Genomic DNA, 22,404 nt, shown 5'->3' with positions numbered 1-22,404 from the left:
TCAGCCGGTCTTCACCTCGACGGTGACCGGCGCCCCGACCCTCGTCTTGGCGGGGGTCCGGTTCAGGGAGACCAGCACCTGGTAGCGCACCACGCTGGTGGAGGAGGCCTGGAAACCCCCGCCCGGACCGGCCGCGGCCGTGTCCGAGGAGGAGACCGGGGTCGGAGAGACCGAGATGATCTTTCCGTTGACCTTCTCGCCCAGCGAGTCGAAGACGACCGTCGCCTTCTGGCCCTTCTTCAGCCTGGGGGTGTCGGCCTCGCTGAACTCGGCGCTGATCCGCAGGTGGGCGCCGTCCGTCAGGGTGAACACGGTGGTGCCGGACTGGACCTCGGCGTCCACGGTGCCGGACAAGGCGGTGATCGTCCCGGCGAAGGGGGCGTAGACCTTCGTCCCGGCCACCTCCCGCTGCGCCTTGGTGTAGGTGTTCTTGGCCTCCACCAGGGCGGCATAGGCCTCGGCCGTCGTCTGGGCGGCTTCCGTCCGGCCCTGCGAACCGTTGCCCGAGCCCTGCGTGCCCTGCCCCTGGCCGCTGTTCGCGTCCGAGGTCTTCGAGTCCTCGTCCTCCGGAGCCGTCACGTCCTTGCCGGACTTGACGTCCTCGTAGTCGTCCTGCGCCGCGACGTAGGCGGTGTAGGCCGCGGAGAGGTTCTCCCGGGCGGCGGTGGAGTCGACCGCGCCCAGCAGGTCGCCCTTGACGACCTTGTCCCCCGCCTTGACGTTCAGCTTGGTGATCACGCCGCCGGTGGCGAACGCGAGTTCGCGCACCCGCGCGCTCTGCACCGTCCCCGAAGCCGAGACGCTATCACCGGTCGACACCTGGACGGCCGTGGCGGAGGCGGACGGGGCGGCAGCCGCCGGGGCGGAGCCCGCCCCGTCCCCGCCGGAGCAGGCCGCCAAGCCCGCCCCGGTGAGCACCAGGCTCAGCACTCCGCCCGCGACGGCGGCCTTCTTCCTCTTGAGCTTCATCGCCCCTCAGCCGCCGTCCTGCGGCTGGCCGCCCGGGCCGCCCTGCGGAGCCTCGGGCCGCAGCGAGGCGCAGGTCTTCATGGCCGCCTGCATCTCCGTGGACATGCTGGGCCCGCCCGAAGGACGGCCGGACGGCCGGTCCGTCGGGTTGCCGGAGGGCTTGTCCGTCGGGTTCCCGGACGGGCGGTCGGTGGGCATGCCCGACGGGCGGCCCGTGGGCATGCCGGGAGGCCGGCCGCCCCCGTTGCCCTCGGGCATCGTCACGCCCTGCTCCTTCAGGCAGTCCTGGAAGGCGGACATGTCGGTGCTGTTGCCGCTGTCGCCGGAAGTGCCATCGCCTCCACCGCACGCGGAGGTGAACAGCAGGGCTCCCGCCAGCGCGATGCCGCCGGTCAGCCGAATGATCTTGTTCATGGGGGCCTCCTCAATTTCCGCTCTGGGGTCTCATGCCGCCGAAGCCGCCCATACCGCCGCCTTCGGTCACGGTGGAGGCGGTGACCGTGCCGTCATCCGCCGTCTCGCCCTGGACCACGACGCTCGCACCGGACTTCAGGTCCTTCGCCGAGCCCTCCTCGCTCAATGTGATCTTGGTGTCTCCGCTGGTCTTGACCTGCACCGTCTTCCCGTCGGAGGTCTTCACGTAGATGACCCCGTCCTTGACCTCGGCGACCGTCCCGGAGGTCATGCCGCCGAACGAGCCGCCCGGCCCCTGGCCGCTCTGGGAGCGCTGGCCGTTCTGGCCGCCGCCCGCCGCCGTCGGGGCTCCGCCAGACTCCTCCGCGCCCCAGGTCTTGTGCGCCTGGATCCCGCCGATGAAGCCGGCGACCGCGATGACGCCCGCGACGAGGACGGTCGTCGGGCCCGGCCTCCTCCGCTTGGGCGCGGCCTTCAGCTCGGTGTTCAGGTCGCCCTGGAAAGGGCTCTCGTCGAGCACGGTCTCCTCCGGGTCGTCGCTCCGGTGCCGCGCCTTCTTGATCGCGTTCATACGGTGTCTCTCACTCGTGTCGCAGGGCTTCGATGGGCCGCAGGTCGGCCGCCCGGTTCGCGGGATAGCTGCCGAAGAACAGGCCGATGACCACCGACACGCCCAGGGCCAGGAAGACCGAGGACGGCACGATCACCGGCTCCACGCCGACGATCTCGAACCGGCTTCCCGCCACGCCGACGACGACCCCGAGCACCCCGCCGAGGAGCGACAGGATCGTCGCCTCGATGATGAACTGGCCGAGGATCGCGCTCTTGGGCGCGCCGATCGCCTTGCGGATGCCGATCTCGCGGGTCCGCTCGGTCACCGTGACGAGCATGATGTTGGTGACCCCGATGCCGCCGACCAGGAGGCTGATCGCGGCGACCGCGCCCAGCAGCACCGTGAAGGTACGGTTGGAGTCGGCGACCGCCGACTGGACCGTCGCCTGGTTGTAGACGGTGAAGTCCGTCGTCGAGCCGGTGATCCCGTGCCTCTGGTTCAGGATCGAGGTGATCTCCGACTGCGCGGCGTCGACCGTGTCGGCGCTCTTGGCCTGGACCACGATCTGGCTGAGCGAGCCGTAGCTGGTGAGCGTGCCCTGGACCGCCGTGATCGGCGCGATCGCGACGTCGTCGGCGTCCTGGAAGCTGCTCGACGACGAGCCCGCCTCGGCCAGCACTCCCACGACCGTGAAGAACACGCCGTCGACGTTGATCTTCTTGTCCAGCGGGCTGACCCGGCCGAAGAGCTCCTCGGCGACGGTCCGGCCGAGGAGCACGACCTTGTTCGCGGCGTCGACGTCCTGCTGGGTGAACAGGCTCCCGGAGCTCAGGCTCTTGCTCGTGGCCTTCAGGTAGCCGGGGTAGGTGCCGACGAACTGGCTGATGCTGTGGCTGGTGCCCTCGTAGGTGGTGGTCACCGAGTTGGCGTTCACCACCGGAGAGGAGCTCTCGACGTTCGGCGCGTTCTCCGGGTCGACCAGCGCCCGGGCGTCCTCGAGGGTCAGCTGCTTGGCCTGGGTGCGCGGTCCGCTCTGGGTGGACTGCCCTCCCATGCCGCCGCCTCCCATGCCTCCTCCGCCGCCGCCCCGTCCGCTGGTGGACGAGGAGACGGTGAGCGTGCCCGCGCCCAGCGAGGAGATGCTGCTGGCGATCTGCACGGACGATCCGTTGCCGACCGCGACGAGCAGGATCACCGCGGCGACGCCGATGAGGATGCCCAGGGTGGTCAGCGAACTGCGCAGCTTGTTGGCACTCAGCCCTCGCAGGGCGAAGCGGAAGACCTCGTAGAGCCTCACTGGACTCCCCCGGCCTGCAGGAGCCTCGGCGGGGGTCCGTCGGCCGGCGCCTGCCTGCGGTCCTCGATGATGTCGCCGTCGACCAGCTTGAGCACCCGCTTGGCCCGCGCCGCGACCTCGTCCTCGTGTGTGATCAGGGCGATCGTGCGGCCCGAGACCGACACCCTGTCCAGCATGTCGAGCACGTCACCGGTCGACTTGGTGTCGAGGTTCCCGGTGGGCTCGTCCGCCAGCAGCAGGGACGGGGAGGTGGCCAGCGCGCGGGCCACCGCGACCCGCTGCTGCTGGCCGCCGGACAGCTCGTTCGGCTCGTGGCCGACCCGGTCCCCCAGGCCGACCAGCTCCAGCGCCGCCGTCGCGCGCCTGCGCCGCTCGGCGGGCTTGACCCCGCCGTAGGCCAGCGGGAGCTCGACGTTGGCCAGGGCGCTCATCCTGGGGATGAGGTTGAAGGACTGGAAGATGAAACCGATCTTGCGGTTGCGCAGGATCGACAGTTGATGCTCCTGGAGGGAGCCCACGTCGGTGCCGTCGAGCAGGTAGCGGCCGGCGGTGGGCACGTCCAGGCAGCCGAGGATGTTCATCAGGGTCGACTTGCCGGAACCGGACCGGCCCATGATCGCCACGTAGTCCCCGCGCTCGACCCTCAGGGTGATGCCGCGCAGGGCGTGGACGGTCGTCTCTCCCTGGCCGTAGATCTTCGTGACGCCGCGGATGTCCAGGACGGCGGGCGCGCTCGGGGTCATCGGCCGCCTCCGGGGGGGCCGCCCATGTTGCCGCCGCCACCGCCGAGCCCGCCGCCCAGTCCTCCGCCGGGCATGTTCCCGCCGGTGCCGAAGGTGGAGGTCGAGGTGGTCAGCTGGACCTGGTCGCCCTCCTCGAGCCCGGACTTGATCTCGATCCCGGTGGTGCCGGTGACCCCGGTGGTGACGGTCTTGACGACCGGCTTGCCGTTCTCCAGGACGGTCACGGTGCTCTGCCCGCCCGCGGTGCTGACCGCCGCCGCCGGCACGTAGAGGACGTCGGAGGCCTCTGAGACCGTCACGGTGGCCGTCGCGGTCTGGCCGATCCTCACCTTGGCGGGCTTGGTGGTCAGCGTGATGGTCACGCCGAAGGAGACCACGTTGTTGGTCGTGGTCGGCTGGGTGTCGATCTGCGTGACCTTGCCGGCGGCGGTGACCCCGCTGAGCGCGCTGAAGCTGATCGTGGCGCTCTGGCCGACCTCCAGCTTGGTGGTGTCGGCCTCGGTGAAGGTCCCCTCGATCTTCATCTTGGAGGGGTTGGCGATCTCGATGAACCCGCTGGAGGAGCTGGAGGACGACGTGTTCGCGCCGTTGCCCCCGCCCGAGGAGCCGGAGGCCGAGCCGCCCACCGTCCCGTTGACCGCGGTGATCGTGCCGGCGAAGGGCGCGTGGATGACGGTCCCGTCCAGTGCCCGCTGTGCGCTCTTGACGGCATTCTGCGCCTGCACGTAACTGGCATAGCCCTGCGTGGTGCCGGTGTCCCCCTCTTCGGCCACCGCCAGCTTCGCCTTCGCGGCGTTCAGATTCTCCAGTGCCTCGGTCCGGTCGAGGACCGCCAGTTCGGCCCCCTTCTCGACCTTGTCCCCGACCTCGACGTAGATCTTCTTCACGGTGCCGGAGCCGCTGAAGCCCAGCGAACTGGTCTTGGCGCTCTCCACCGAGCCGGAGGCCGAGACGGACTCCGTGAGGTTCCCCTTGGAGACGGTGACGGTCCGGGAGGAGGAGGCGGGTTCGCCCCCGTCGGCCCCAAGGGAGGAGTAGGCGACGCCGATGCCTCCGACCAGCAACACGCCCAGCGTGCCGTTGACCACGACGGCCCGGCGTTCGAGGAGGGATTTCATGAGCCCTGAGGCTGGACCGGGCGTCTGGGGAGAGGGTGATGCGAGTCTGAGAGCCGGATGAGATTAAGGGGCCCGGCGGAGGTCCGCCGGGCCCCTTTTGGCACGTTCCCTGTTACTGCGGGGCGTCGCGCAGCATGCAGGTCAGCCGGGCGGTGCAGACCCGACGGTCCTGGTCGTCGGAGATGACGATCTCGTAGGTCGCCAGCGTGCGCCCTCCGTGGACGCGGGTGGCCACTCCGGTCACGAAGCCCTCGGTCGCCGACCGGTGGTGGGTGGCGTTGATCTCCACGCCGACGGCGATCCGCCCCTCCCCCGCGTGCAGCGCCGACCCGACGGATCCGAGGGTCTCGGCCAGCACGCAGGAGGCCCCTCCGTGCAGCAGCCCGTACGGCTGGGTGTTGCCCTTCACCGGCATCCGCCCCACGACCCGCTCGGGCGCGGCCTCCAGGAACTCGATCCCCATGGTCGACCCGAGATCCCCCATGGGGTCCCCCGCCGCCATCTGCTCCAAGGCCGCCTTCTGTTCGCTCTCCACGCCACCCAACTCCTGGCAATCGGTCCGGCCACACGCCGGAAACTGTCCGGGCTCGAGACTAGGCTCTGAGGGTGGCTACTTCGGAACCGACCCCTCAGACCCTGCTTCTGCTCGACGGGCACTCGCTGGCCTACCGGGCGTTCTATGCCCTGCCGGTGGAGAACTTCTCCACCACCACGGGGCAGCACACCAACGCCGTGTTCGGCTTCACCTCGATGCTGGTGAACGTGCTGCGGGACGAGAAGCCCAGCCATGTGGCCGTCTGCTTCGACAGGTCCGAGCCCACCTTCCGGCACACCGCCTACAGCGAGTACAAGGCGGGGCGGGTCAAGACGCCCGACGAGTTCCGCAGCCAGGTCCAGTTGATCTGCGAGATGCTCGACGCGTTGAAGATCACGCACCTGTCGGTGTCGGGGTTCGAGGCCGACGACCTCATCGCCACCCTGGCCACGCGGGCCTCGGCGCAGGACATGCGCACCCTGATCGTCACCGGGGACCGCGACGCCTTCCAGCTCGTCGACGAGAACGTCACCGTGCTCTACCCGGTCAAGGGCGTCTCGGTGCTGGCCAGGATGGACCCCGAGGCCGTCACCGCCAAGTACGGGGTGCCGCCCGCGCGCTACCGCGAACTGGCGGCGCTGGTGGGCGAGACCAGCGACAACCTGCCCGGGGTCCCGGGGGTGGGCCCCAAGACCGCCGCCAAATGGCTGCTGGCCCACGACGGCCTGGACAACCTCGTCGCCCAGGTCGACAAGATCAAGGGCAAGGCCGGGGACAACCTGCGCGAGCACCTCGGCCAGGTGCTGCGCAACCAGCAGATCAACAAGCTGGACTGCGACGTGCCGCTGGAGGCCGACCCGGCCGCGCTGAACATCGGCGAGTGGGACCGGCAGGAGATCCAGTCCCTGCTCGACACCCTGGAGTTCCGGGGCGAGCTGCGCGAGCGCCTGTTCAACACGCTCTCCGAGCACGCCGGGGACGAAGCCGCCGAGTCCGGTGAGGGCTTCACCGTCGAGCTGACCCGGATCACCGAGGGCGGGCTCTCCGCCTGGCTGGACGCCCACGGCCGCGAGGGCCGCACCGGCGTCGCGGTCTCCGGACGCTGGGGCCGGGGCACCGGCGAGCTGACGGCGGTGGCGCTGGCCTCCCCCGCAGGCGCCGCCGTGCACTTCGACCCGGCGCTGCTGTCGCCCGAGGACGAGCGGGCCTTCACCGGCTGGCTGGCCGACCCCTCGGCCCCCAAGGCGATGCACGACGCCAAGGGCCCGACGCTGGCGCTGGCCGCGCGGGGCCTGACCCTGGCCGGGCTCACCAGCGACACCGCCCTGGCCTGCTATCTGGTCGCGCCCGACCAGCGCTCCTACGAGCTGGGCGAGCAGGTGCTGCGCTTCCTGCACAAGGAGCTGCGCGAGGAGGCCGAGCAGACCGGCCAGCTCACCCTGGACGGCGCCGACGAGGACACCGCCGCCCAGGACCTGGCGGTCCGCGCCCGGGCCGTGGTGGACCTTGCCGCGGAGCTCGACGCCGAGCTGGAGCGGCGCGGCGCCGACCGGCTGCTGCACGAGCTGGAGCTGCCGCTGATCGACATCCTGTCCCGGATGGAGCGGGCCGGCATCGCCATCGACCACGACCACCTGGCGGGCCTTTCGGCGTCCCTGGGCGGCCAGGCCAAGGAGGTCGAGCAGGGCGCCTTCGACGCCGTCGGCCACGAGTTCAACCTGGGCTCGCCCAAGCAGGTGCAGCAGGTGCTCTTCGACGAGCTGGGCCTGCCCAAGACCAAGCGCACCAAGACCGGCTACACCACCGACTCCGAGGCGCTCACCGGCCTGCTGGAGAAGAGCGCCCACCCGGTGCTGGAGCGCATCCTGCGCTGGCGGGAGGTCGCCAAGCTCAAGTCGATGGTGGACTCGCTGATCCCGCTGGCCGACGAGACCGGCCGGATCCACACCACCTTCAACCAGACAGTCGCGGCCACCGGGCGGCTGTCGTCCACCGACCCGAACGTGCAGAACATCCCGGCCCGCACCGAGGAGGGCCGCCAGATCCGTGCCGCGTTCACCGTCGGGGAGGGCTACGACTGCCTCCTCACCGCCGACTACAGCCAGATCGAGCTGCGGATCATGGCGCACCTGTCCGGCGACGAGGCGCTGATCGAGGCGTTCGTGTCCGGCGCGGACTTCCACACGATCACCGCGGCCAAGGTCTTCGGCCTGGAGCCCGAGCAGATCACGCACGAGCTGCGCAGCAAGATCAAGGCGATGAACTACGGCCTGGCCTACGGCCTGTCGGAGTACGGCCTGTCCCAGCAGCTGCGCATCACCCCGGCCGAGGCCCGCGCCCTGAAGGAGGGCTACTTCGAGGTGTTCGGCGGGGTGCGCGACTACCTGGCCTCGGTGGTGGCCGAGGCCCGCGGCGACGGCTACACCTCCACCATCCTGGGCCGCCGCCGCTACCTGCCGGACCTCAACTCCGACAACCGGCAGCGCCGCGAGATGGCCGAGCGCATGGCGCTCAACGCCCCCATCCAGGGGTCGGCGGCCGACATCATCAAGGTCGCCATGATCAGGATCGACTCCGCCCTCCGCGAGGCCGGCCTGAAGTCCCGCATGCTGCTCCAGGTGCACGACGAGCTGATCTTCGAGGTCTGCTCGGAGGAGCTCGAGGTCCTCAAGGAGCTGGTCCGCACCGAGATGGACGGCGCCTACCGGCTCCGCGCCCCCCTGGCCGTCGCCATGGGAACCGGCCGCACCTGGTACGACGCGGCCCACTGACCCGCTGCGCGGGCGAGTGCGAGCACATCGGAGCCGATTCGTCGACCCGCTGTTTCAGGTCTCCCCCTCATGGAAAGATCTTGATTCAGCGTGAAGTACCAAGGGTTCCCGCCGATCGGGTCTCGGCTGTTCCCCTGGCTTTGCGCGAGGCGGTCGCGGGTCGCTAACGTGGCCGTATCGGGGTCTGGAAGCGCTGAGTAGATAACGCGCACCTTCGGGGAAGAGGTGTGCGGCCCCAAAGGCGCTTCCAGGCCCTTGTCCGGTTCATGGCCCCCACCGACCAGATCGGCCCCCGCATGCGCCGTCCTCCCGGGTCCCCGCCGCTTCGTCTGCTCGCCGCCGTCGCGCTGTGCGCCGGTGTGCTGTCCGGCTGCGCCGAAGAGGGGAAGAGCCCCCCGGGGCCCGCGGTCTACGAGCAGACCGCACGGCCCGTCCGTGACGGGGAGCGGGCGGTGCGCGCCCCTGCGGAGAACAGCGGCGAGCTGCTCTTCCGGGTGCTGGGGGTGACCGACGGGCTGGCGCGGACGACCGGCAGCCACGCCGAGGTGGACGCCAGGCACGGCCAGTACGTGCGGGTCCGGCTGCTGGTGGAGAACCTGGGCCGCACCAGCAGCGAGCTGGACCTCGGCGAGCAGCGGCTGGTGACCGCCGGCGGCGGGTCCTTCTCCCCCGATGGGCCGACCATGACGCTCAAACGCCAGCCGCTCCGCCCGGAGCTGGGCGCGGGCGTCCGGCTGGAGTTCGACCTGTGGTACGACGTCCCGGCCGGTCTCCGGCCGGGCGGGATGGTGCTGCTGGGCAGCACGCCCTACACGACGAGCCCGCCCCCCGCCGCCGAGATCCCCCTGGACTGAAGGAGGTCTCGGCGGCGGGGGGCGGAGACCGCTCCTCGCGTGGCGCTCACAGGACCTTGGAGAAGAACTCCCGGGTCCGGGGGTGCTGCGGGTCGGCCAGGACCTCGGCCGGAGCCCCCTCCTCCACGACGACGCCGCCGTCCATGAAGACCAGGGAGTCGCCGACCTCGCGGGCGAAGCCCATCTCGTGGGTGACGACCACCATGGTCATGCCGTCGGCCGCCAGCTGCTGCATGACGCCCAGGACCTCGCCGACCAGCTCCGGGTCGAGGGCCGAGGTCGGCTCGTCGAAGAGCATCAGGGCCGGCTCCATCGCCAGGGCGCGGGCGATGGCCACCCGCTGCTGCTGGCCGCCCGACAGCTGGGACGGGTAGTTGCCGGTCTTGCCGCCCAGGCCGACCTGCTCCAGCAGGCTCTCGGCCTGCGCGCGGGCCTCCGCCCTGGAGCGCCGCTTCACCCGCAGCGGCGCCTCCATGACGTTCTCCAGCGCGGTCATGTGGGGGAACAGGTTGAACCGCTGGAACACCATGCCGATCTCGCGGCGCTGCGCGGCGACCTCGCGGTCCTTCAGCTCGTACAGCCTGCCGTTCTTCTCCCGGTAGCCGATGAGCTTGCCGTTCACCCACAGCCGACCGCCGTTGATCTTCTCCAGGTGGTTGATGCAGCGCAGGAAGGTGGACTTGCCCGAGCCGGACGGCCCGACGATGCACATCACCTCGCCGGGCCTGACCTGGAGGTCGATGCCCTTGAGCACCTCGACCCTGCCGAAGCTCTTGTGGACGTTCTCCGCCTTCACCATGAACTCGGCGGGGACCTCAGGCGCGAGCTTTCCCGCGGGCTCGGTCATCAGTGATCGCCTTTCATGATCCGCAACCGGAGCTTCGCCTGCCCCGAGGGGCCCGCGCCGCGGGAGAAGCGCCGTTCCAGGAAGTACTGCCCGACGAGCAGCACGCTGGTGAGCGCCAGGTACCACAGGCAGGCCGCGACCAGCATGGGGAACGTCTGGAACTCGCGGTTGCCGATCGCCTGGAGCTGGAAGAACAGCTCGTTGGTGACCGGGACGTAGGCCACCAGCGAGGTGTCCTTGAGCATCGCGATCGTCTCGTTGCCGGTGGGCGGCAGGATGACCCGCATCGCCTGGGGCAGCACGATCCGCCGGGTGATCTGGAGCTTGGACATGCCCAGCGCGGCGGCGGCCTCGGTCTGGCCCGGGTCGACCGACAGGATCCCCGCCCGGACGATCTCCGCCATGTAGGCGGCCTCCGACAGGGCCAGCGCCAGCAGGCCGGCCATGAACCCGGTGAGCAGGGTCCGCGCGTCCACCGAGAACAGGGTGCCGTTGAGGTCGACGCCCAGGAGGTCGGCGAACTGCTCGGTGAAGGGCAGCCCGAAGCTGAACCTCGCGTACAGGATGCCCATGTTGCCGAACAGGATGGCCAGCACCAGCCGGGGCACGGCCCGGAAGAACCAGGTGTACAGCCAGGCCACGCCGCGCAGGATCGGGTTGTCCGACAGCCGCATGACCGCCAGGACGACGCCCAGCACGACGCCGATGACCATGGCCAGGACCGTCAGCAGGAGCGAGGTCCGGACGCCTTCGATGACCGGGGGCCGGAAGGCGTTGTCCACGATGTAGGACCATTGGAAGGCCGGGTTCGTGACGAGCATGTGCACGAACTGGGCGGCCAGCACGAGCAGCACCGCGGCCAGGACCCAGCGGCCGGGGTGCCGAACGGGCACGGCCTTGATGGTCTCAGGCCGTGCCCGCTCCGCGGGTTCTTGCTGCGAGGTCATCAGGAGGCCGGGTCGGCCGTCGGGTCGGCGATCCCGCCTGCCTCGACGCCCCACTTCTCCAGGACCTTCTTGTAGGTGCCGTCGGCGATGAGGGCCTTGAGGGCGTCGGCGTACACCTGGCCCAGGGGCGAGTCCTTCTTCACCACGTAGCCGTAGGGCGCGGCGTCGTAGATCTCACCGATGAGCTGCAGGCCGGTCGCCTTCTTGACCGCGTAGGCGGCGATCGGCGAGTCGGCCAGGCTGGCGTCCTCCTTGCCGGAGACCACCGCGGAGGTGGCCTGGTCCTGGCCCTGGTACTGGCTGATCTGGATCGCCGGCTTGCCGGCGTCCGTGCAGGCCTTGGAGCGCTTCTCGATGTCCTCGACCTGGACGGTCGCTTTCTGCACGGCGACCTTCTTGCCGCAGGCGTCGTCCGGGTCGATCGTCGCGCCGGCCTTGGCGAACCACTGGGTGCCGGCGTTGAAGTAGCTCACCATCGTCGCCTGCTTGAGGCGCTCGGGGTTGATGGTGAAGGAGGAGACACCCGTCTCGTACTTGCCGGAGGTGGTGACGCCGGGGACGATGTCGTCGAAGTTGCTGGTCACCCACTCGGTCTTCAGGCCGAGCTTGGCGGCCACCGCGTCGAACAGCTCCACGTCCCAGCCGACCACGGTCTTGCCGTCGGTGTCGAGGTACTCGTTGGGGGCGTAGCTGGAGTCGACGCCGATCTTGATGACGCCGTCGGCCTTGATGTCGGCGGGGACCTTGGCGGCCAGCGCGTCGTCGACGGCGACCTTCGAGGTGTCACCGGCCGGGGGGGTCGTGCTGTCCTTCTCCTTCTCACCGCAGGCGGTGAGACCGAGGGCGCTCACCAGCAGCGCGGCACCCACGGTGAGGGTGCGGCGGCGGGCACTAGCGGAAATCACGGTGTTTTCCTCCATACTTATCGGATCTCCGGGGATCCGAGGCTCGAACACAATATCCGGGGGTTTTGGACCGGTCGAACCACAGGTATTACGCCTGTGTTTCTTCTTCGTCCGCTGTCGTTTCCCCGGTGGTCTCCTCGACCAGATCTCCCCCCAGATAGGCGGCTCGCACCTGGGGGTCGTCCAGCAGGTCTCCGGCCGGAGCGCTCTTCACCACCTCGCCGGTCTCCAGGACATAGGCACGGTGGGCGAGTTGCAGGGCCTGCTGCGCGTTCTGCTCGACCAGCAGCACCGTCGTGCCCCGCCGGTTGATCTCCTCGATGATCGAGAAGATCTGCTGCACCAGCTTGGGGGCCAGGCCCATGGACGGCTCGTCCAGCAGCAGCACCTTCGGCTGGGACATCAGCGCCCTGCCGATCGCCACCATCTGCTGCTCGCCGCCGGACATGGTGCCGCCCATCTGGTGCCTGCGCTCGGCGAGCCGTTCGAACAGGCCGTACACCTCGGCCAGGTCCTTGGCGACTCCGCCGCCCCTGCGGGTGTAGGCGCCCATGAGCAGGTTGTCCTCGACGGTCATGCCGGGGAAGACCCCGCGGCCTTCGGGCGACTGCCCGATCCCCGCCATCACGCGCTTGTGGCCCGGCATCTTGGAGATGTCCCTGCCGTCGAAGCGGATGCGGCCGGAGGTCAGCCTGCGCAGACCGGAGATCGTCTTGAGCGTGGTCGTCTTGCCCGCGCCGTTGCCGCCGATGAGCGTGACGATCTCGCCCTCGTCGACGGTCAGGGAGATCCCCTTGAGCGCCTCGACCTTGCCGTAGTGGACGCGGATGTCCTCGATCTCAAGAAGCATCGGCCGGAGCCCCCAAATACGCCTCGATGACCCGCGGGTTGTTCTGCACCTCGCGGGGCTGCCCTTCAGCGATCTTCTGGCCGAAGTCCAGGACCGCCAACCGGTCGCTGATGCCCATGACCAGGCGCATGTCGTGCTCGATGAGCAGCACGGTCACCCCCGAGTCGCGGATCTTGCGGATGAGTCCCTGCAGGGACTCCTTCTCCGCCGGGTTCATGCCCGCGGCGGGTTCGTCGAGCAGCAGCAGCTTCGGCCTGGTCGCCAGTGCCCGCGCGATCTCCAGCCTGCGCTGGTCGCCGTACGGGAGGTTCTTGGCGGCCTCGTCCCCGCGGTGGGAGACGCCGACGAACTCCAGGAGCTGCCGGGCGAGTTCCCGCCCGTGCTTCTCCTCCTGGCGGTGCCGGGAAAGCCCGAGGCCGGCGCTGACGAACCCGGTCTTGTGGTGGGCGTCGGCGCCGACCATGACGTTCTCGACCGCTGACATGTTGTGGAACAGGCGGATGTTCTGGAACGTCCGCGCGATCCCGGCCTTGGTGACCTGGTAGCGCTTGGTGCCGTCCAGCCTCTTGCCGTCGAACAGGACGCCCCCGCTCGTCGGCTGGTAGACGCCGGTGACCACGTTGAACACCGTGGTCTTCCCCGCGCCGTTCGGGCCGATGACGGCGAAGATCTCACCTGGGTTGACGGTCAGGTCGAGCCCGTTGATCGCGGTGACGCCGCCGAAACGCATGACGACCTGGTGCAGTTCCAGCAGGCCGCCGCGGGCGGTCAGGGACTCGCCCTTGGCCTTGCCGGGCTTGTTCAGACCCTTCACTTGGACACCTCGACTTCCACCTCGGCCCCGCCGGGGCCGCCGACCTCGGCGCCCAGCGAGCCCATGCCGCCGGTGCCCTCCTTGAGTTCGGCCTTGCGCTGCCGGGACGGCAGCAGGCCCTCCGGCCGCAGCGCCATCATGATCACCAGGGCCGCGCCGAACACCAGGATGCGGTACTCCCCGACGCCGCGGACCCGCTCGGGGATCCAGGCGATGAGGAACGCGCCGATCATCACGCCCGGGATGTTGCCGGACCCTCCGAGCACCACCGCGGCCAGGATGGTGGCCGAGAGGATGAACGGGAAGTCCTCGGGGATGATCGAGGTCGCCTGGGAGCCGTAGACGACACCGGACAGACCGCCGAACGCCGCCCCGATCGCGAACGCCGCGAGCTTGAACTTGAAGGTCGGGACGCCCATCAGTTCGGCGGCGTCCTCGTCCTCGCGGATCGCGGCCCAGGCCCGGCCGACCCGGCTGTGCTCCAGCCGCTTGGCGAAGATGATCGTGCCGATGATGGCCACGAGCATCAGGTAGTAGTAGGGCCGGGTGTCGAGCGCGCCGTAGGTGAACGGCTTCAGGCCCTCCAGGTCCAGAGCCTGGAAGAAGGCGTTGTCGGGGAACTCCCACTCGGTCAGGTTCGGCGGGTGCGGGATGCCCGCGATGCCGTTCGGGCCGCCGATGGAGTCGGTGTTCCTGGCGGCGAGACGGATGATCTCACCGAAGCCCAGGGTCACGATCGCCAGGTAGTCGCCGCGCAGCCGCAGGGTCGGGGCGCCCAGCAGGATGCCCGACAGCGCGGCCAGCAGCACGCCGACGGCGATGATCTCCCAGAAGCCCCAGCCGAACTGCTTGCCCAGGATCGCCATGGTGTAGCCGCCGACGGCGAAGAACGCGACGTAGCCCAGGTCGAGCAGTCCGGCCTGGCCGACCACCACGTTCAGGCCGATGGCCAGCAGGATGTAGCCGCCGATGGGGTAGAAGAGGATGCCCTGCCAGTCGGAGTAGGGCGACATGAAGGAACCGATGCCCTCGTGCGGCAGCAGGAACGCTCCCACGATGAGGGCCAGGTAGACGGTCCAGCGGACGGGTCCGGCCTGGATCGCCCACCAGTCCCGGAGCGCGTCCATGCCGGAGCCGACGGGTGAGGTGATCTTTCGTACGGGCTTCTTGGCCCACTCGATGCTGCTCATACTCGCGCCTGCTGAAGGGATTCACCGAGGATGCCGGTGGGTCGGAACATGAGGACCAGGACCAGGACCGTGAAGGCCACCACGTGCTGCCACTCGGTGCCGAACAGCACCGAGCCGTACATCTCGATCAGGCCGAGCACCAGGCCGCCGACCAGCGCGCCGCGCAGGTTGCCGATGCCGCCCAGCACCGCGGCGGTGAAGGCCTTGATGCCCAGCAGGAAGCCCACGAAGTAGTCGGTCTCCTCGAACCGCATCATGTAGAGCGCCGCGGCCACGCCGGCCATGGCGCCGCCGATCGCGAAGGTCGCGGTGACGATCCGGTCGATGTTGACGCCCATGAGGACCGAGGTCTCGGGGTCCTGGGCCGTGGCCCTGATGCCGCGGCCCAGCTTGGTGCGGCTCACGAACTGGTCCAGGGCGATCATCATGATGATGGCGCCGAGGAAGACGATGAGCTTGTCGTTGCGGACGACGAAGTCGCCGATGGCGAAGAGGTCCTGGCGTTCGACGAAGTGCCCCTGCAGCGGAAGCGCGCCCTTCTCCTTGGGCACGTCGAACCACCAGGGGATGAGGATGCGCGCGAAGAGCTGCTGCAGGAACAGCGAGGCGCCGATCGCGGAGATCAGCGCGGCCAGCCGGGAGGCCCCCTTACGGCGCAGCGGCCGGTAGGCCAGGAACTCCAGCGCGACGGCGCTGGCCCCCGAGGCCAGCCCGCCGACCACCGCCAGCAGGAGCACCACTCCCACCAGCGCGAAGCCGCCGACCGAGGAGAAGCCGAGGGTGTTCACCACGGCGAGCGCGGCGAAGGTGCCGATCATGAAGATCTCGGAGTGCGCGAAGTTGATCAGACGCAGCACGCCGTAGACCATCGTGTATCCGAGCGCGATCAGCGCGTAGATCGCTCCGAGTGAGAGCCCGTCCACCGTCGCGGGCCAGAACTGGTTCAAGAGGTCGTTGAACAAGGCGTGTCACTTTCACGAAGAAGGGCGGGAACCCGGGTGATACGTGCCATCACGTGGTTCCCGTGTTCCCGCCCTGACCCTGAGTGCGGCTGGACGTTACGGCTTGGCCGTCTTGGCGTTGCCCAGCAGCGGGAGGGACTCGCCCGTGACCTTGTAGATGTAGACGTCGCCGCCCGACACCTCACCGTTGGCCTCGAACTTGATCTGCTTGCTCACACCCGCGAAGTCGGCCGTGCCGATGAACTTCTGGATGTCCTCCGGCGTGGTGGCTCCGGACTGGACCGCCTTGATGAAGACGGTGGCCGCGTCGTAGGCCTCGGCGGCGTAGATCGCGGTCGGTGCGTTGAACTTGGCCTTGTAGGCCTCGGCGAACTTCTTGCTCGCGTCGCCGGCCGAGCCCTCGGGGTCGATCAGGCAGGGGCAGCCGATGAGCGAGCCCTCGGCGTTGTCGCCGCCGGCGCCCTTGGCCAGGCCCGGGTCGAGCGAACCGTCGGCGGACAGGAAGGTCGCCTTGACGCCGCCCTCACGCAGCTGCTTGATCAGCTTGCCGCCCTCGGCGTAGTAGCCGCCGAAGAAGATGGCGTCGGGAGCGAAGGCCTTGGCCTTGTTGACGGTCGAGGAGAAGTCCGAGCCGCTCGGGTCGATCGAGTCGGTCTGGGTGGTGGCCCCGCCCTTCTCGGCGGCGGCCTTCACCGTGGCGGCCAGCGGCTGGCCGTAGGTGGACTTGTCGTCGATGACGAAGACCTTCTTGGCCGCGACGCCCTTGGCGATGAACTCGCCGATGCCCGCGCCCTGCACGTCGTCGTCGGAGATGACGCGGTGCCAGTACTTCCAGCCGCTCTCGGCCAGGGTGGCGTTGGTGGCCGAGGCCGAGACGCTGGGGATCTTGGCCTCTTCGAGCACCGGGCCGACCTGGGCGGACTCGCCGGAGAAGGCCGGGCCGATCAGGCCGACGATCTTGTCCTGCTTGATCGCGTTCTTCGCCAGCGAGACCGCCTGCTCCGGCTTGGCCTGGCTGTCGTAGGGGATCAGCTTGATCTTGACCTTGGGGCTGGTGGCGTTGTACTCGTCGACCGCGAGCTGCGCCGCGTTCTTGATGGGGAGCACGATGCCCGCGTTCTCACCGGTCAGGTCACCCATGAGGCCGATGCTGACCTCGGAGACGTCACCTCCGGAGCCAGAGTCCGAGCCGTCACCGCAAGCGGCCAACGCCAGGCTGGCCGCTCCGAGCACTGCGAGCAGCCGCATCCTGGGGGGTACACGTTTCATGCCGGGTCTCCTTCTCGAACCGCAGCTTCAACACTGGCGGTCACATGGGAACGATTGGCCGAAACGTACTCAACGGTGCACTGGAACACCAGGCCAGAGTGGTTCCCCTGACATCGTGATGCAGACTCGTGACCTTGCCGCAATCAAAGAAAAATCTCCGAAATGAGCATTTAACACCAGAAAAAGCACACCCTATTCGGGCTTGATGTCCGGATTGATGTTGGATGCTGCGGTTTCCAGAACCGCTTCGGCGACCTTCCGCATTGTCAGGCGCCGATCCATCGACGTCTTCTGGATCCAGCGGAACGCCTCCGGCTCGCTCCAGCCGTGCCGCTCCTGCAGATGGCCCTTGGCGCGGTCCACCACCTTGCGGGTCTCCAGCCGGTCCTTCAGCGAGGTGACCTCCGACTCCAGCTGCCGGATCTCCTCATAGCGCGAGACGGCCATCTCGATGGCCGGCACCAGATCGGCCTTGGTGAACGGCTTGACCAGATAGGACATGGCGCCCGCGGCCCGGGCCCGCTCCACCAGCTCCCGCTGGGAGAAGGCGGTGAGCATGATCACAGGGGCGATGCGCTCCCCCGCGATGCGCTCGGCCGCCGAGATGCCGTCCAGGATCGGCATCTTCACGTCCAGGATCACCAGATCGGGGCGCAGCTCCGTGGCGAGCTTGACCGCGGTCTCCCCGTCCCCGGCCTCTCCGACGACCAGATAACCGTCCTCCTCCAGCATCTCCTTGAGATCGAGTCGAATCAAGGCTTCGTCTTCCGCGATGACAACTCGCTTGGCGCTCTCACTCACGCACATGAGACTACAAGGAACCGGTACCCTGGTGCCTGCCCGTGGCCCCTCCGCGGATCGCGGGCGGTCGCGGCGCCCGCCGCGGCGCCCCAATACTCCAACCGGCAGAGAGGGCGGTCTCAAACACCGCACAGTGTGGGTTCGAATCCCACTTGGGGCACCGAACGACAGAGCCGCTCACCCCGGGGTGAGCGGCTCTTGGAGTCGCGGGGCTCAGGAGACGCTGATCGCGTCCCCCAGCCGGTGCACGCGAAGCGAGTTGGTGGAGCCGACCGTCCCGGGCGGCATGCCCGCCACGATCACGATGAGGTCGCCCTTCTGGCAGCGGCCGATCTCCAGCAGGGACTGCTCGACCTGGGCGACCATCTCGTCGGTGTGGTCGACGTGCGGCACCAGGAAGGACTCCACGCCCCAGGTCAGGGAGAGCTGGCTGCGGGTGCGCTCGACCTCGGTGAAGGCCAGCAGCGGGATGGGGCTGCGGTAGCGGGCCAGCCGGCGGGCGGTCTCCCCCGACATGGTGAAGGCGATGAGCGCCTTGGCCTCCACGATCGCGCCGACCTCGGCGGCGGCCCGGGCGATCGCGCCGCCCACCGTCTCGGGCACCCGGTCCAGGGTGGCGTCGGCGTGGAGGGTGGCCTCCTCGGCGGCGGCGGCGATCCGCGACATCGTCTGGACCGCCTCGATCGGGTACTGGCCGACCGCGGTCTCGCCCGAGAGCATCACCGCGTCCGCGCCGTCGAAGATCGCGTTGGCCACGTCGCTGGCCTCGGCCCTCGTCGGCCGGGCGGCACTGATCATCGACTCCAGCATCTGGGTGGCCACGATCACCGGGTGCGCCTTCTCCCGGCACAGCTCGATGGCGCGCTTCTGCACGATCGGGACCTGCTCCAGCGGCAGCTCCACGCCCAGGTCGCCGCGGGCGACCATGACGCTGTCGAAGGCGTCGACGACCTCGGGGAGGGACTGGACCGCCTGCGGCTTCTCGATCTTGGCGATCAGCGGGACGCGGACGCCCTCCTCCTCCATGATGCGGTAGCACTCCTGGGCGTCGGCGGCGTCGCGCACGAACGACAGGGCCACCATGTCGACGCCGATGCGCAGCGCCCAGCGCAGGTCCGCCTCGTCCTTCTCGGTGAGGGCCGGGACGCTGACCGCCACGCCGGGCAGGTTCAGCCCCTTGTTGTCGGAGACCATGCCGCCGACGACCACCCGGGTGAGCACCCGCGGCCCGTCGACCGCGGCGACCTCCAGGGAGACCTTGCCGTCGTCGATGAGGACGGTGTCACCGGGGGCGACGTCGCCGGGCAGGCCCTTGTAGGTCGTGGAGACCTCCCTGCGGCTGCCGGGGACGTCCTCGGTGGTGATGGTGAACTCGTCGCCCACGTTGAGCCGTACCGGGCCGTCGGGGAAGCGGCCCAGCCGGATCTTGGGGCCCTGCAGGTCGGCCAGCACGCCGATGGCCCTGCCGGTGTCCTCCCCCGCCTCGCGCAGGTAGCGGTAGACCTGCTCGTGCTGCTCGTGCGACCCATGGCTCATGTTCAGCCTCGCCACGTCGATCCCGGCCTCCACGAGGGCCTTGATCTGCTCGCGGCTGGAACACGCCGGTCCGATGGTGCTGACTATCTTCGCTCGACGACTCACGGTCCCACCCTAGGTAGTTACCCGTCGGTACGTGCGTCTTCCCAGCCAGGCATCACCGTCTGTTCACCGGAAACTTCCCTCAGTGGTCTAGACCAGGGCTTTCGACCTGCCCGGATCCCGCACCCCGTCGCCGGCCTCCGGGAGGAGGCTCGCGCCGCGCAGCCCCACCGCCAGCGCGGCCAGGGCGACGGCGACCGGCGGGACGAGGAAGGCCGGGGCGGCGCCCAGCCGGTCCACCAGCTGGCCCGACAGCGCGGCGCCCAGCGCGATGCCCAGGGCGATGGCGCCGTTCAGCCAGGTGTAGGCCTCGGTCTTCACCTCGGCGGGCACCAGCGCGTCCAGCAGGGTGTAACCGGTGATGACGCAAGGGGCGATGACCAGCCCCGCCACGGCGCCGGCGCCGTACATCAGGCCCAGGGAGCCCACCAGCGCCGGCCCGGTCAGGGCCGCGGCCAGCAGAGCCAGCAGCAGTGCCAGCCGGGACGGCCGGCCCGCCGCCGAGCGGAGCCCGCCGTAGACCAGCCCGCCGACGAGGCTGCCCGCGGAGAAGGTGCCGAAGACCGCCCCGGCCGCGGACGGGTCGCCGAGTTCGGCGGAGAGAGCGGTGATGCCGACCTGGAGGCTGCCGAAGACCGTCCCGACCCCCAGCATCGCGCCCGTCAGCAGGGACACCCCCCGGCGACCCCGCACACCCGCGGACGTCCGGTCGGAAGACGGCGCGGGGGCGGGCGCGCCGTGCCGTACGGAGGCGAAGAGCAGGGTTCCCGCCAGCACCATCACCAGGGCCAGGGCCAGCCCCCAGACGGGGCTGTAGGCGGTGGCGATCGGCAGGAGCAGGAGGGGCGCGAGGGTGAAGGTCAGCTCGTCGGTGACCGACTCCAGGGCGAAGGCGGTGCCGACCCGGCGCGGCGGCAGGACGTTGGCCCAGCGGGCCCGGACCATCGAGCCGACCTGCGGCACCGTCGCGCCCGCCAGGCAGCCCACGGCCACCAGGACGAACGGTTCCGCCCGGTTCTGCGCCAGCGCCAGCAGCCCGCCCAGCAGAGCGGCGTGCGTCAGCGTCTGGGGCACCAGCACCCTGGCCTGGCCCCACCGGTCGACCAGCCGCCCGGTCCAGGGGCCCAGGAGCGCCTGGGCCACCGCGGCGGCGGCCGAGGCCACGCCGCCCCAGCCGTAGGAGCCGGTCGCCCACTGCACCAGCAGCAGGATGCCGATCTGCAGCATCGCGAAGGGGAGGCGGGCGCACAGGGCGGGCAGCAGGAAGCGCCAGGCGCCGGGGGTCGTCAGCACCGCGAGGTAAGACTTCAAGATCCGGGTTCTCCGTCGTCGATTACGTGACGGATCCCGGTTCCCCCGGTCCGCCATGGCTCAGCGTCGGACCGGGGTAGATACCGCCCCTCTCCGGAGGCGGCCGCCATGCGGTCGAAGTGCGATTTTATACCGTTTGGCAGGGTGCCGATAATGGGAGGGTGACCGTCACTCCCGTCACCCTCACCGCTTCCGACGGCGTCCGCATCGCCGCCCGGCACCACGACGCCGCCTCCCCAGGCGCGGATCCGGAGGTGTGCCTGGTGGTCGGCCACGGCTTCACCTGCCACCAGGAGATGCGGGAACTCCGATCCATCGCCGGGACCCTGAACCGCACCGCCGCGGTCTGCACCCTCGACTACCGGGGGCACGGCCGCTCCGGCGGGCTCTCGACCGTCGGCGACCGCGAGGTCCACGACCTCGAGGCCGCGGTCCGCTACGCCCGGGAGCGCCACGCCAAGGTGGTCACCGTCGGCTTCTCCATGGGCGCCTCGATCGCGTTGCGACACGCCGCGCTGATGGGCGGCGTCGACGCCGTGGTGTCGGTCAGCTCGCCCGCCCGCTGGTTCTACCGGGACACCGTGCCGATGCGCCGGGTGCACTGGGCCGTCGAACGCCGGCTGGGCCGCGCCGCCCTCCGGGTGGCCAAACGCACCCGGATCGCCGCCAAAGGCTGGAACCCGGTCCCCGAGGCCCCGTTCGAGGTGGTCGGCGGCATCGCCTGCCCCCTGCTGATCGTCCACGGCGGGCGTGACGCGTTCTTCCCGCCCGACCACGGCGAACTGCTCTACGAGCGGGCCGCCGATCCCAAGGAGCTGTGGTTCGAGCCCGAGATGGGCCACGCCGAGATCGCCACCACCGAGGCGCTGAGCCTCCGCATCGGCGCATGGGCGGCTCAGGCGATCTCCGGACCCTGCGCCCCGGCTCCGGAGGCCGCCTGAGCCGGATGACGGCGCCGCGGGCTCAGCGGAGGTGGACCTCGGGGAGGGAACGGTGCGAGCGGGGCTCGGCCAGATGGGCGACCGTGGCGGCGATCTCCTCCCGCTCCCCCGGGCTCTCGACCGCCCCGTGGACCACCAGGAGGCAAGGGTGCACGGGCTCGTCGCGCAACTCCTCGTGAGCGGCCAGGACCAGCGCCCTGGCCGCCGCGCAGCCCGCCGACCAGGCGCCGCGCCCGGCGGCCGGGCTGACGGCCGAGCCGCCCGTCAGCTGGACGAGGGTGCCGCCGCCGGCCGCGCGCAGAGCCCGGATGCCGGTGTTCAGGAAGACGTAGGCCTGCTCGGCGACGGCCGTGCCCCAGCCCTGGAAGTCGGCCGGGTCCATGGTCTCCAGGGGCCCGCCCCACTGCGGGGAGCCCTGCGGCGGGCGCTGGGGGTGGACGGCGTTCACGATGAGGTCGAGGCCTCCGTGCTCCTCCACCGCGATCTCCAGCGCCGCCGACAACGTCCGGGGCTTGGCCGCGTCGGCCTTCAGGGCCAGCGCGCCCTGCTCGGCGACGGCCGTGAGCGTCTCGTCCGACCGGGCCACGGCCGCCACCCGCCAGCCGTCCTTCAGCAGACGGGCGGCGACGGCTCCGCCGATGTTGCGGGCTCCCAGGATCACTGCACTGCGCATGG

At 70.0% G+C, this 22,404-nt stretch carries 22 protein-coding genes and 1 tRNA gene; 4 read left to right on the top strand and 19 right to left on the bottom strand.

Translation table 11 applies throughout. The annotated features are described in order from the left end of the window. The 7 genes from ABGB12_RS16700 to ABGB12_RS16670 form a co-directional block, all read right to left on the bottom strand. The gene (locus ABGB12_RS16700) at nt 1-969 is read right to left on the bottom strand and encodes an efflux RND transporter periplasmic adaptor subunit (protein WP_347678804.1); all 969 of its coding nucleotides are present in this window, start codon (nt 967-969) and stop codon (nt 1-3) included. Nucleotides 970-975: 6 nt separating this feature from the next. Further along, a complete protein-coding gene (locus ABGB12_RS16695; RefSeq protein WP_347678802.1) occupies nt 976-1,383 on the bottom strand; it encodes a PT domain-containing protein in 408 nt (135 codons plus the stop codon). Nucleotides 1,384-1,393: 10 nt separating this feature from the next. Then, complete coding sequence (locus ABGB12_RS16690; protein ID WP_347678800.1) at nt 1,394-1,954, bottom strand: hypothetical protein; 561 nt, start codon at nt 1,952-1,954, stop codon at nt 1,394-1,396. Nucleotides 1,955-1,964: 10 nt separating this feature from the next. Next, nucleotides 1,965-3,233, bottom strand: a complete 1,269-nt coding sequence (locus tag ABGB12_RS16685; RefSeq protein WP_347678798.1) for an ABC transporter permease — start codon at nt 3,231-3,233, stop codon at nt 1,965-1,967. Then, on the bottom strand, nt 3,230-3,976 hold the full coding sequence (locus ABGB12_RS16680) for an ABC transporter ATP-binding protein (protein WP_347678796.1): 747 nt from the start codon (nt 3,974-3,976) through the stop codon (nt 3,230-3,232). Before ABGB12_RS16680 ends, ABGB12_RS16685 begins: the two co-directional genes overlap by 4 nt. After that, complete coding sequence (locus ABGB12_RS16675; RefSeq protein ID WP_347678794.1) at nt 3,973-5,094, bottom strand: HlyD family efflux transporter periplasmic adaptor subunit; 1,122 nt, start codon at nt 5,092-5,094, stop codon at nt 3,973-3,975. The genes ABGB12_RS16680 and ABGB12_RS16675 overlap by 4 nt, the downstream gene beginning before the upstream one ends. Nucleotides 5,095-5,206: 112 nt before the next feature. Further along, nucleotides 5,207-5,596 (bottom strand): hotdog fold thioesterase, encoded by a 390-nt coding sequence (locus ABGB12_RS16670; RefSeq protein ID WP_347679191.1) that lies wholly within the window; start codon nt 5,594-5,596, stop codon nt 5,207-5,209. A gap of 104 nt (nt 5,597-5,700) precedes the next feature. Here ABGB12_RS16670 and polA point away from each other — a divergent pair, with 104 nt between their 5' ends. Beyond that, nucleotides 5,701-8,400 carry a DNA polymerase I gene (polA, locus tag ABGB12_RS16665; RefSeq protein WP_347678792.1) on the top strand — a complete coding sequence of 900 codons (2,700 nt, stop codon included), beginning with the start codon at nt 5,701-5,703 and terminating at the stop codon, nt 8,398-8,400. Between the two features lie 266 nt (nt 8,401-8,666). After that, nucleotides 8,667-9,254, top strand: a complete 588-nt coding sequence (locus tag ABGB12_RS16660; protein WP_347678790.1) for a DUF4352 domain-containing protein — start codon at nt 8,667-8,669, stop codon at nt 9,252-9,254. Between the two features lie 46 nt (nt 9,255-9,300). On the opposite strand, the gene ABGB12_RS16655 is transcribed toward ABGB12_RS16660, so the two are convergent. The 9 genes from ABGB12_RS16655 to ABGB12_RS16615 all read right to left on the bottom strand — a co-directional run bounded on the left by ABGB12_RS16655 (nt 9,301) and on the right by ABGB12_RS16615 (nt 17,845). Further along, the gene (locus tag ABGB12_RS16655; RefSeq protein WP_347678788.1) at nt 9,301-10,101 is read right to left on the bottom strand and encodes an amino acid ABC transporter ATP-binding protein; all 801 of its coding nucleotides are present in this window, start codon (nt 10,099-10,101) and stop codon (nt 9,301-9,303) included. Further along, nucleotides 10,101-11,048 (bottom strand): amino acid ABC transporter permease, encoded by a 948-nt coding sequence (locus ABGB12_RS16650; protein ID WP_347678786.1) that lies wholly within the window; start codon nt 11,046-11,048, stop codon nt 10,101-10,103. Before ABGB12_RS16650 ends, ABGB12_RS16655 begins: the two co-directional genes overlap by 1 nt. After that, a complete protein-coding gene (locus ABGB12_RS16645; RefSeq protein WP_347678784.1) occupies nt 11,048-11,953 on the bottom strand; it encodes an ABC transporter substrate-binding protein in 906 nt (301 codons plus the stop codon). Before ABGB12_RS16645 ends, ABGB12_RS16650 begins: the two co-directional genes overlap by 1 nt. A gap of 88 nt (nt 11,954-12,041) precedes the next feature. Continuing rightward, the gene (locus ABGB12_RS16640) at nt 12,042-12,803 is read right to left on the bottom strand and encodes an ABC transporter ATP-binding protein (protein ID WP_347678782.1); all 762 of its coding nucleotides are present in this window, start codon (nt 12,801-12,803) and stop codon (nt 12,042-12,044) included. Beyond that, nucleotides 12,793-13,533, bottom strand: coding sequence for an ABC transporter ATP-binding protein (locus tag ABGB12_RS16635; RefSeq protein ID WP_347679189.1), 741 nt, complete (start codon nt 13,531-13,533; stop codon nt 12,793-12,795). Before ABGB12_RS16635 ends, ABGB12_RS16640 begins: the two co-directional genes overlap by 11 nt. Nucleotides 13,534-13,613: 80 nt before the next feature. Beyond that, nucleotides 13,614-14,807, bottom strand: a complete 1,194-nt coding sequence (locus tag ABGB12_RS16630; RefSeq protein WP_347678780.1) for a branched-chain amino acid ABC transporter permease — start codon at nt 14,805-14,807, stop codon at nt 13,614-13,616. Further along, entirely contained in the window at nt 14,804-15,769 is a 966-nt protein-coding gene (locus tag ABGB12_RS16625; protein ID WP_347678778.1) for a branched-chain amino acid ABC transporter permease, read from the bottom strand. The genes ABGB12_RS16630 and ABGB12_RS16625 overlap by 4 nt, the downstream gene beginning before the upstream one ends. Before the next feature lie 96 nt (nt 15,770-15,865). Next, a complete protein-coding gene (locus ABGB12_RS16620) occupies nt 15,866-17,038 on the bottom strand; it encodes a branched-chain amino acid ABC transporter substrate-binding protein (RefSeq protein ID WP_347678776.1) in 1,173 nt (390 codons plus the stop codon). A 192-nt stretch (nt 17,039-17,230) separates the two neighbouring features. Then, on the bottom strand, nt 17,231-17,845 hold the full coding sequence (locus ABGB12_RS16615; protein WP_347678774.1) for a response regulator: 615 nt from the start codon (nt 17,843-17,845) through the stop codon (nt 17,231-17,233). Nucleotides 17,846-17,925: 80 nt separating this feature from the next. On the opposite strand from ABGB12_RS16615, the gene ABGB12_RS16610 reads away from it, so the two are divergent. Further along, nucleotides 17,926-17,999 (top strand) — tRNA-Leu (locus ABGB12_RS16610). 53 nt (nt 18,000-18,052) lie between these two features. Here the strand turns inward: ABGB12_RS16610 and pyk are convergent. Together pyk and ABGB12_RS16600 are read right to left on the bottom strand one after the other, a co-directional pair. Next, nucleotides 18,053-19,480: a pyruvate kinase gene (pyk, locus tag ABGB12_RS16605; protein WP_347678772.1), complete on the bottom strand. Its 1,428-nt coding sequence runs from the start codon at nt 19,478-19,480 to the stop codon at nt 18,053-18,055. A gap of 87 nt (nt 19,481-19,567) precedes the next feature. Next, the gene (locus tag ABGB12_RS16600; protein ID WP_347678770.1) at nt 19,568-20,788 is read right to left on the bottom strand and encodes an MFS transporter; all 1,221 of its coding nucleotides are present in this window, start codon (nt 20,786-20,788) and stop codon (nt 19,568-19,570) included. A gap of 161 nt (nt 20,789-20,949) precedes the next feature. On the opposite strand from ABGB12_RS16600, the gene ABGB12_RS16595 reads away from it, so the two are divergent. After that, nucleotides 20,950-21,729: an alpha/beta fold hydrolase gene (locus tag ABGB12_RS16595; protein WP_347678768.1), complete on the top strand. Its 780-nt coding sequence runs from the start codon at nt 20,950-20,952 to the stop codon at nt 21,727-21,729. 22 nt (nt 21,730-21,751) lie between these two features. On the opposite strand, the gene ABGB12_RS16590 is transcribed toward ABGB12_RS16595, so the two are convergent. Further along, nucleotides 21,752-22,402: an SDR family NAD(P)-dependent oxidoreductase gene (locus ABGB12_RS16590; protein ID WP_347678766.1), complete on the bottom strand. Its 651-nt coding sequence runs from the start codon at nt 22,400-22,402 to the stop codon at nt 21,752-21,754. Between the last annotated feature and the right edge of the window lie 2 nt (nt 22,403-22,404).

It is taken from the genome of Actinocorallia sp. B10E7 (genome assembly GCF_039871655.1).
In the GTDB taxonomy this organism is placed as follows: Bacteria; Actinomycetota; Actinomycetes; order Streptosporangiales; family Streptosporangiaceae; genus Actinocorallia.
Note: the sequence above shows the minus strand (reverse complement) of the source record. Positions and strands in the feature narration are given on the sequence as shown.

Excerpts from the sequence above, each read along its gene's own strand:
- ABGB12_RS16700 (WP_347678804.1), bottom strand. The coding sequence starts at position 969 with ATGAAGCTCAAGAGGAAGAAGGCCGCCGTCGCGGGCGGAGTGCTGAGC.
- ABGB12_RS16695 (WP_347678802.1), bottom strand. The coding sequence starts at position 1,383 with ATGAACAAGATCATTCGGCTGACCGGCGGCATCGCGCTGGCGGGAGCC.
- ABGB12_RS16690 (WP_347678800.1), bottom strand. The coding sequence starts at position 1,954 with ATGAACGCGATCAAGAAGGCGCGGCACCGGAGCGACGACCCGGAGGAG.
- ABGB12_RS16680 (WP_347678796.1), bottom strand. The coding sequence starts at position 3,976 with ATGACCCCGAGCGCGCCCGCCGTCCTGGACATCCGCGGCGTCACGAAG.
- ABGB12_RS16675 (WP_347678794.1), bottom strand. The coding sequence starts at position 5,094 with ATGAAATCCCTCCTCGAACGCCGGGCCGTCGTGGTCAACGGCACGCTG.
- ABGB12_RS16670 (WP_347679191.1), bottom strand. The coding sequence starts at position 5,596 with ATGGCGGCGGGGGACCCCATGGGGGATCTCGGGTCGACCATGGGGATC.
- ABGB12_RS16660 (WP_347678790.1), top strand. The coding sequence starts at position 8,667 with ATGGCCCCCACCGACCAGATCGGCCCCCGCATGCGCCGTCCTCCCGGG.
- ABGB12_RS16655 (WP_347678788.1), bottom strand. The coding sequence starts at position 10,101 with ATGACCGAGCCCGCGGGAAAGCTCGCGCCTGAGGTCCCCGCCGAGTTC.
- ABGB12_RS16650 (WP_347678786.1), bottom strand. The coding sequence starts at position 11,048 with ATGACCTCGCAGCAAGAACCCGCGGAGCGGGCACGGCCTGAGACCATC.
- ABGB12_RS16640 (WP_347678782.1), bottom strand. The coding sequence starts at position 12,803 with ATGCTTCTTGAGATCGAGGACATCCGCGTCCACTACGGCAAGGTCGAG.
- ABGB12_RS16635 (WP_347679189.1), bottom strand. The coding sequence starts at position 13,533 with ATGCGTTTCGGCGGCGTCACCGCGATCAACGGGCTCGACCTGACCGTC.
- ABGB12_RS16630 (WP_347678780.1), bottom strand. The coding sequence starts at position 14,807 with ATGAGCAGCATCGAGTGGGCCAAGAAGCCCGTACGAAAGATCACCTCA.
- ABGB12_RS16620 (WP_347678776.1), bottom strand. The coding sequence starts at position 17,038 with ATGAAACGTGTACCCCCCAGGATGCGGCTGCTCGCAGTGCTCGGAGCG.
- ABGB12_RS16615 (WP_347678774.1), bottom strand. The coding sequence starts at position 17,845 with ATGTGCGTGAGTGAGAGCGCCAAGCGAGTTGTCATCGCGGAAGACGAA.
- ABGB12_RS16590 (WP_347678766.1), bottom strand. The coding sequence starts at position 22,402 with ATGCGCAGTGCAGTGATCCTGGGAGCCCGCAACATCGGCGGAGCCGTC.